Below are 6,435 nucleotides of genomic sequence, written 5' to 3'. Positions count from 1 at the left end.
CGGGTCCACTCCGCGATCGGAGCCCCGCCAGTCAGCCGCCTCAACAACCTGGCTGGACATCACACCTAGAATCAGGGTGTGGATACCCAGACGACCCCCGAGACCAAGCGCGTCCTGCTGGCCGCCCCCCGCGGCTACTGCGCCGGCGTCGACCGGGCTGTGGTGACGGTCGAGAAGGCCCTCGAGCTCTACGGCGCCCCGGTGTACGTGCGCAAGGAGATCGTGCACAACAAGCACGTGGTGGAGACCCTCCGCCGCCGCGGGGCCGTCTTCGTGGAGGAGACCGAGGAGGTCCCCGAGGGCGCCACCGTGATCTTCTCCGCGCACGGTGTGGCCCCGGTCGTCCACGAGGAGGCCGCCGCCCGCAGTCTGCGCTCCATCGACGCGACCTGCCCGCTGGTGACCAAGGTGCACCGCGAGGCCGTGCGCTTCGCTGCCGACGACTACGACATCCTCCTCATCGGCCACGAGGGGCACGAGGAGGTGGTGGGCACCTCGGGTGAGGCGCCCGAGCACGTGGTGCTCGTGGACGGCCCCGAGGCGGTGGCCGACGTGCAGGTGCGCGACCCGGAGAAGGTGGTGTGGCTCAGCCAGACCACCCTCAGCGTCGACGAGACGATGGAGACCGTGCGCCTGCTGCGCGAGCGCTTCCCCGCGCTGCAGGACCCGCCGAGCGACGACATCTGCTACGCCACCCAGAACCGGCAGCTCGCCGTCAAGCAGATGGCGCCGGACCTGGACCTCATGCTCGTGGTGGGCTCGCGCAACTCCTCGAACTCCCGCCGCCTGGTGGAGGTGGCCCTGGAGCACGGTGCCCGCGACGGCTACCTCGTGGACTACGCCGCCGAGGTGCAGGACGAGTGGTTCGAGGGCGTGGAGTCCGTGGGCGTCTCCTCCGGTGCCTCGGTGCCGGAGATCCTCGTGCGCGAGCTGCTCGACGACCTCGCCGCGCGGGGGTACGCCGACGTGCAGGTGGTGACCGCGGCCGAGGAGAAGATGCTCTTCCAGCTGCCCGGCGACCTGCGCCGCGACCTGCGCGCCCGGGGCATGGACGACACCTCCACCGAGATCCGGCACGACGCCGGCGCGCTGCCCTGAGCGACGGCGCGGGAGCCGATCCCGCTCCAGGGGCGCGGACCACCTGCGCGCCGGCCCGGTGCGGCGTAGTGTCCTGAGGGACAGGCCGGGCGAGCGCGTCCGGCACGACCCCTCAGGAGGTGCCCGTGAGCACAGCCGTCGCCCCGGACGACAAGCCCATCCGGAGTCTCATCCCGGCGCGCATGCACGACATGCCGTGGACCCGCTTCCACTGGATGGTGATCTTCGGCCTCGGTACCGCGTGGATCCTCGACGGCCTCGAGATCCAGATGGTGGCCGCCGGGGGCTTCGAGAAGTCCTTGCACATGTCGCCCGCGCAGGTGGGCATGGCGGGCACCGTGTACCTCGTGGGCGAGGTGGTCGGTGCCCTCTTCTTCGGCCGGCTCACGGACTCGTGGGGCCGCAAGAAGATGTTCACCACCACGCTGTTCGTCTACCTCGCGGCCTCCGGGCTGGCGGCCTTCTCGCCCAACATGTGGGTCTTTCTGGCCCTGCGCTTCGTGGCAGGCATGGGCATCGGTGGTGAGTACTCGGCGGTGAACTCGGCCGTCGACGAGCTCATCCCTGGCCGCTACCGCGGGCGCGTGGACCTGGCCATCAACGGCACCTACTGGCTGGGTGCCGGCATCGGCGCCTTCGCCAGCTACTACCTGCTCAACCCGGACTACCTCGGGGAGAACATCGGCTGGCGCATCGCCTTCCTCGTGGGCCCGGTGCTGGGTCTGTCGATCATCTACCTGCGCCGTCACATCCCGGAGTCGCCGCGCTGGATGGTGACCCACGGCAGGCAGCAGGAGGCCGAGGAGGTCGTCTCGGGCATCGAGGAGACCGCCCGCGCCGAGGGCAAGACGCTGCCGCAGCTGGACGAGAAGCGCGACGGCATGTGGATCAAGGCCCGCGAGGGGCTCACCCCGCGGCAGCTGGCCTACGTGTTCTTCCAGCTCTACCCGACGCGCACCGTGCTGGGCGCCACGCTGATGATCACGCAGAGCTTCCTCTACAACGCCATCTTCTTCACGTACTCGCTGGTGCTGCAGAACTTCTACGGGGAGACCGCCTCCAGTGCGGCGCTGTACTTCTTCCCGTTCGCGCTGGGCAACCTGCTCGGCCCGCTCCTGCTGGGACCGTTGTTCGACACCGTCGGGCGCCGCAAGATGATCGGTGGCTGCTACTTCCTGGCCGCGAGCGTGCTGACCGTCTCGGCCTTCCTGTTCAACGCCGGGGCGCTCACGGCCACCACGCACACCGTCTTCTGGTGCGTGGCGTTCTTCTTCGCCTCGGCCGGTGCCTCGGCGGGTTATCTCACCGTCTCGGAGATCTTCCCGATGGAGGTGCGCGGTCAGGCGATCTCGTACTTCTTCGCCATCGCGCAGGTCTGCGGGGCCACCGGTCCGGTGTTCTACGGCTGGCTGATCGGTGACGGCACCGACCGTGCGCCGATGTTCTACGGCTACCTCATCGGGTCGGCCGTCATGGCCCTGGGTGCCCTGGTGGCCGCCGTCTGGGGTGTGGACGCCGAGGGCAAGTCCCTGGAGGAGATCGCCCCGCCGCTCTCGAGCTTCGACGAGCACGGCAACGAGACCGTCAAGCTGCCGGTGTGAGAGGAGACGCCGTGGACGACCAGGTGCAGGACCCGTACACCGTGGTGGTGGGCGTCAGCGAGACGTCCAAGTCACCCACCGCCCTGCGGTGGGCAGCGGCCCAGGCCGCGCAGAACGCCGGGCGGCTCGTGGCCGTCCGCGCGCTGCCGGCCGCGACCACCACCGGCACCACCACCGGTGTGGTGGCCGCCCGGGTGGGCTCCAACGAGGAGCAGGTGCTGGCCCGGGCCCAGCTGGCGCTGGAGGCCGACGTGGCCGAGGTGCTGGGGCCCGACCACGGTGCCGAGGTGCGCCTCGTGCGCGGTGGTCACCGGCGCGTGCTGCTCGACCAGGCCGAGGGCGCCGACCTGCTGGTGATCGACGCCCCGCGCCGGATGACCGGTGAGCCGCTCTTCGCCCAGCGGCTGCTGGCCGACGCCCGCTGCCCCGTGGTGGTCATGCCACCGGCGATCTCCGGCCAGCCGCCGGGCGCCCTGGAGCAGGCCGGTCGGTGGCTGGGCGGGCAGGCGGTGCGGTCAGCCGGCCTCGCCGGTCGGCCCGGGTTCAGACCCCCGCTCACCCCGGGGGCCTGACCCGGTGAGCTCGGGGGCGGTGAGCGGGCGCGGCGAGGCCGTGACCCCCTCGCCGCCCCCGAGGTCGTCGTGGGTGAGGCCGAGGTCGTGGAAGCGGCGGGCGCTCACCAGCACACGTGACTCCAAGCTGCCTACGAGCGCGTTGTAGGACTCCACGGTGCGCGTCAGCTGACGACCCATGGACTGCAGGTGCCCGGCGGAGGTGGCGATGCGGTCGTGCAGCTCGCGTCCCAGGGCCAGCACCTCCTCGGCGTTCTGCCCCACCTGCTCGTGCTGCCACACCAGGGCCACGGTGCGCAGCAGGGCCATGGTGGTGGTGGGGGAGGCCAGCAGTACGTGGCGGCGCAGCGCGTCGTCGAAGAGGGCGGCGTCGTGCTGCAGGGCGGCCGCGAGCGTGGCGTCGGTGGGCACGAAGCACACGACGAACTGCGGTGAGCGTGTGAAGGCCGACCAGTAGGCCTTGCCGGCCAGGGTGTCCACGTGCGTGCGCAGTGCCCGGGCGTGGCGGGCGAGCAGCTCGGGTCGGTCGGCGTCGTCCACGTCCTGCGCGGCGAGGAAGGCCGTCATCGGGGCCTTGGCGTCCAGCACCACCACGCGCTCCCCGGGCAGGCGCACCACCATGTCCGGCCGCACCTGCTTGTCGTGCTGGCTCGTGGCGCGCACCTGCTCGTCGAAGTCCACCTGACGCACCAGGCCGGCGTGCTCCACCAGGCGCCGCAGCTGCGTCTCGCCCCAGGTGCCGCGCACGCCGCTGGCCGCCAGCGAGCCGGCGAGCGAGGTGGTCGAGGCGTCGAGCCGCTCGGTGGAGGCCGCCACCTGCAGCAGACGCTCGCCGAGCTCGCCGAACTGCTCCACGCGGTCGCGCTCCAGGGCGGTGACCTGCTTCTCCACCCGCTCGAGCGAGGCCCGCAGGGGGCCCAGGGTGGTGGCGGTGTCGCGCTCGGCGAGGGCGCGGCGGCGCGCCTCGGTCTGCAGCTCGTCGGCCTGGGCGCGTGCCCGCTCGGCCTCGGCCTCGGCGCGGTCGGCGCGCTCCGCCATCGAGCCGGCGCGCTGACGGGCGAGGGCGAGCTCCGTGCCGCCGCGTGACCGCGCTGCCGCCCAACCGAGTGCCACGCCCACCACGAGGGCGAGTGCGGCCAGCAGCGCGGCGAGCCAGGGGGAGAGGCCGGAGGTGGTGGCGGAGTCCATGGCGCGCACCCTGCCACCCGGCTCCGACAACCTCGCGGGCCCTCGTCGGGGGCGCCACCGGGGGCAGCGTGCCGGGCCGGCCGCCGGGGTCGCTCGCGTAGACTCCGCGCCCGTGGCACTCACCATCGGAATCGTCGGTCTCCCCAACGTCGGCAAGTCGACCATGTTCAACGCGCTGACCAAGAACAACGTGCTCGCCGCGAACTACCCGTTCGCGACGATCGAGCCGAACGTGGGCGTGGTCCCGCTGCCGGACGAGCGTCTGGAGCGCCTCGCCGAGATCTTCGGATCGGCCCGCATCCTGCCGGCCACGGTGAGCTTCGTCGACATCGCCGGCATCGTGCGCGGCGCCTCCGAGGGTGAGGGCCTGGGCAACAAGTTCCTCGCCAACATCCGCGAGGCCGACGCCATCTGCCAGGTGGTCCGCGCCTTCGAGGACGACGACGTGCACCACGTGGACGGCCGCGTGGACCCCTCCGGTGACCTGGAGACCATCAACACCGAGCTGGTGCTGGCCGACCTGCAGACGCTGGAGAACGCGATCCCGCGCCTGGAGAAGGAGGTCAAGGGCAAGAAGACCGACAAGGAGGTCCTCGACACCGCCCTGGCCGCCCAGAAGGTGCTGGAGGGCGGCGACACGCTCTTCGCCAAGGGGGCCGCCGCAGGCGTGGACATGGACCTGGCCGCCCAGCTGGGCCTGCTCACCACCAAGCCGTTCATCTACGTGTTCAACGTGGACGAGAACCAGGTGACCGACGAGGACTTCCGCAGCCGCATGTCCGAGCTGGTGGCCCCGGCCGACGCGATCTTCCTCAACGCGCAGCTGGAGTCCGAGCTGGCCGAGCTCGACGCCGAGGAGGCGGCCGAGCTGCTGGAGAGCGTCGGCATCGACGAGCCGGGCCTGCACCAGCTGGCACGCAAGGGCTTCAACACCCTGGGCCTGCAGACCTACCTGACGGCCGGGCCCAAGGAGGCCCGTGCGTGGACGATCCACCAGGGCTGGACCGCCCCGCAGGCCGCCGGTGTGATCCACACGGACTTCGAGAAGGGCTTCATCAAGGCCGAGGTCGTGTCCTTCGAGGATCTCGACCAGTACGGTTCGATGAACGCCGCCAAGGAGGCCGGCCGCGTCCGCATGGAGGGCAAGGACTACGTCATGGCCGACGGTGACGTGGTGGAGTTCCGCTTCAACGTCTGATCCTCGACCGCCCGTCAGGCGGAGCGTGGCCCCTGGCGGTGCGCCGGCGCAGTTGACCCTCCCGTCGCTGGATGCCTCACCGTCGTGATGTCAGCAGGAGCTGACGACGTGACAGAAGGAGTCCGCCATGATGAGCATCGGCCAGTTCGCCTACAGCACCGGGTTGAGCGTGAAGACCCTCCGGTACTACGACGAGATCGGTCTGCTCCCGGCCGCAGAGGTCGACCCGTTCAACGGCTACCGCACCTACCGGGGATCGCAGTTGCGTGAGGCCACCCTGCTCCGGGTGCTGCGTGCCTCCGGCATGGGGGTCGATGAGATGAGGAAGGCCCTCACCCATCCACACGAGACCGATGGGTTGATCGCCCGGCGACGGGCCGAGCTGGCCGTTCAGCGGGAGCTCGAGGACTGGGCGCTGGGTGAGGTCCAGCGGTGGCAGAGCACCGATGCGAGCGTGGTGCAGACCCGCGACCGTGCGGCACAGCGCTGGGCTGGTGTCGCCGTGTCCCTCGACCTCAGGGCGGTGTCCGATGACGTGGAGGGGGAGGCGTCGGCCGCGGAGTGCATGGGGCGTCTGGAGGAGCTGTCAGCGCAGCTCCACGCCGAGCTCTCCTCCCGGGGCGTGGCTGGACCACTGGAGGGGGAGGGCCGTGCCTGGATCGAGCTTCGCAGCGACCCGGCCCGCGCGAGTGTGATCGAGGTCGTGTCCTGCATCGCCGTCCACGCCCCGGTGCAGCCGGACCTCACCCTCGACGGGCACCAGGTGCTCACCGGGGAG

Annotated in this window: 6 protein-coding genes; 5 read left to right on the top strand and 1 reads right to left on the bottom strand. The window is 71.2% G+C overall.

The window, feature by feature from the left end:
* Positions 1 to 78 precede the first annotated feature (78 nt).
* The 3 genes from ACFFHC_RS09880 (at position 79) to ACFFHC_RS09870 (ending at position 3,271) form a co-directional block, all read left to right on the top strand.
* Positions 79 to 1,098 (top strand): 4-hydroxy-3-methylbut-2-enyl diphosphate reductase, encoded by a 1,020-nt coding sequence (locus ACFFHC_RS09880; protein ID WP_070703421.1) that lies wholly within the window; start codon positions 79 to 81, stop codon positions 1,096 to 1,098.
* A gap of 125 nt (positions 1,099 to 1,223) precedes the next feature.
* A complete protein-coding gene (locus ACFFHC_RS09875; RefSeq protein ID WP_070703422.1) occupies positions 1,224 to 2,699 on the top strand; it encodes an MFS transporter in 1,476 nt (491 codons plus the stop codon).
* A gap of 11 nt (positions 2,700 to 2,710) precedes the next feature.
* Complete coding sequence (locus tag ACFFHC_RS09870) at positions 2,711 to 3,271, top strand: universal stress protein (RefSeq protein WP_070703423.1); 561 nt, start codon at positions 2,711 to 2,713, stop codon at positions 3,269 to 3,271.
* Here ACFFHC_RS09870 and ACFFHC_RS09865 read toward each other — a convergent pair.
* Positions 3,215 to 4,459, bottom strand: a complete 1,245-nt coding sequence (locus ACFFHC_RS09865) for a DNA recombination protein RmuC (RefSeq protein WP_101849251.1) — start codon at positions 4,457 to 4,459, stop codon at positions 3,215 to 3,217. The two genes, ACFFHC_RS09870 and ACFFHC_RS09865, sit on opposite strands and share 57 nt — an antisense overlap.
* Positions 4,460 to 4,571: 112 nt before the next feature.
* On the opposite strand from ACFFHC_RS09865, the gene ychF reads away from it, so the two are divergent.
* Both ychF and ACFFHC_RS09855 read left to right on the top strand, forming a co-directional pair.
* Entirely contained in the window at positions 4,572 to 5,657 is a 1,086-nt protein-coding gene (ychF, locus tag ACFFHC_RS09860) for a redox-regulated ATPase YchF (RefSeq protein ID WP_070705197.1), read from the top strand.
* A 127-nt stretch (positions 5,658 to 5,784) separates the two neighbouring features.
* The coding region (locus ACFFHC_RS09855) for a MerR family transcriptional regulator (protein ID WP_379805074.1) at positions 5,785 to 6,435 on the top strand (651 nt) is incomplete at its 3' end.

This window comes from Kytococcus schroeteri, assembly GCF_042433515.1.
Lineage (GTDB): Bacteria > Actinomycetota > Actinomycetes > Actinomycetales > Dermatophilaceae > Kytococcus > Kytococcus schroeteri.
Note: the sequence above shows the minus strand (reverse complement) of the source record. Positions and strands in the feature narration are given on the sequence as shown.

Bases quoted from the DNA above. Each gene is read 5' to 3' on its own strand.
- ACFFHC_RS09865 (WP_101849251.1), bottom strand. From the start codon at position 4,459: ATGGACTCCGCCACCACCTCCGGCCTCTCCCCCTGGCTCGCCGCGCTG.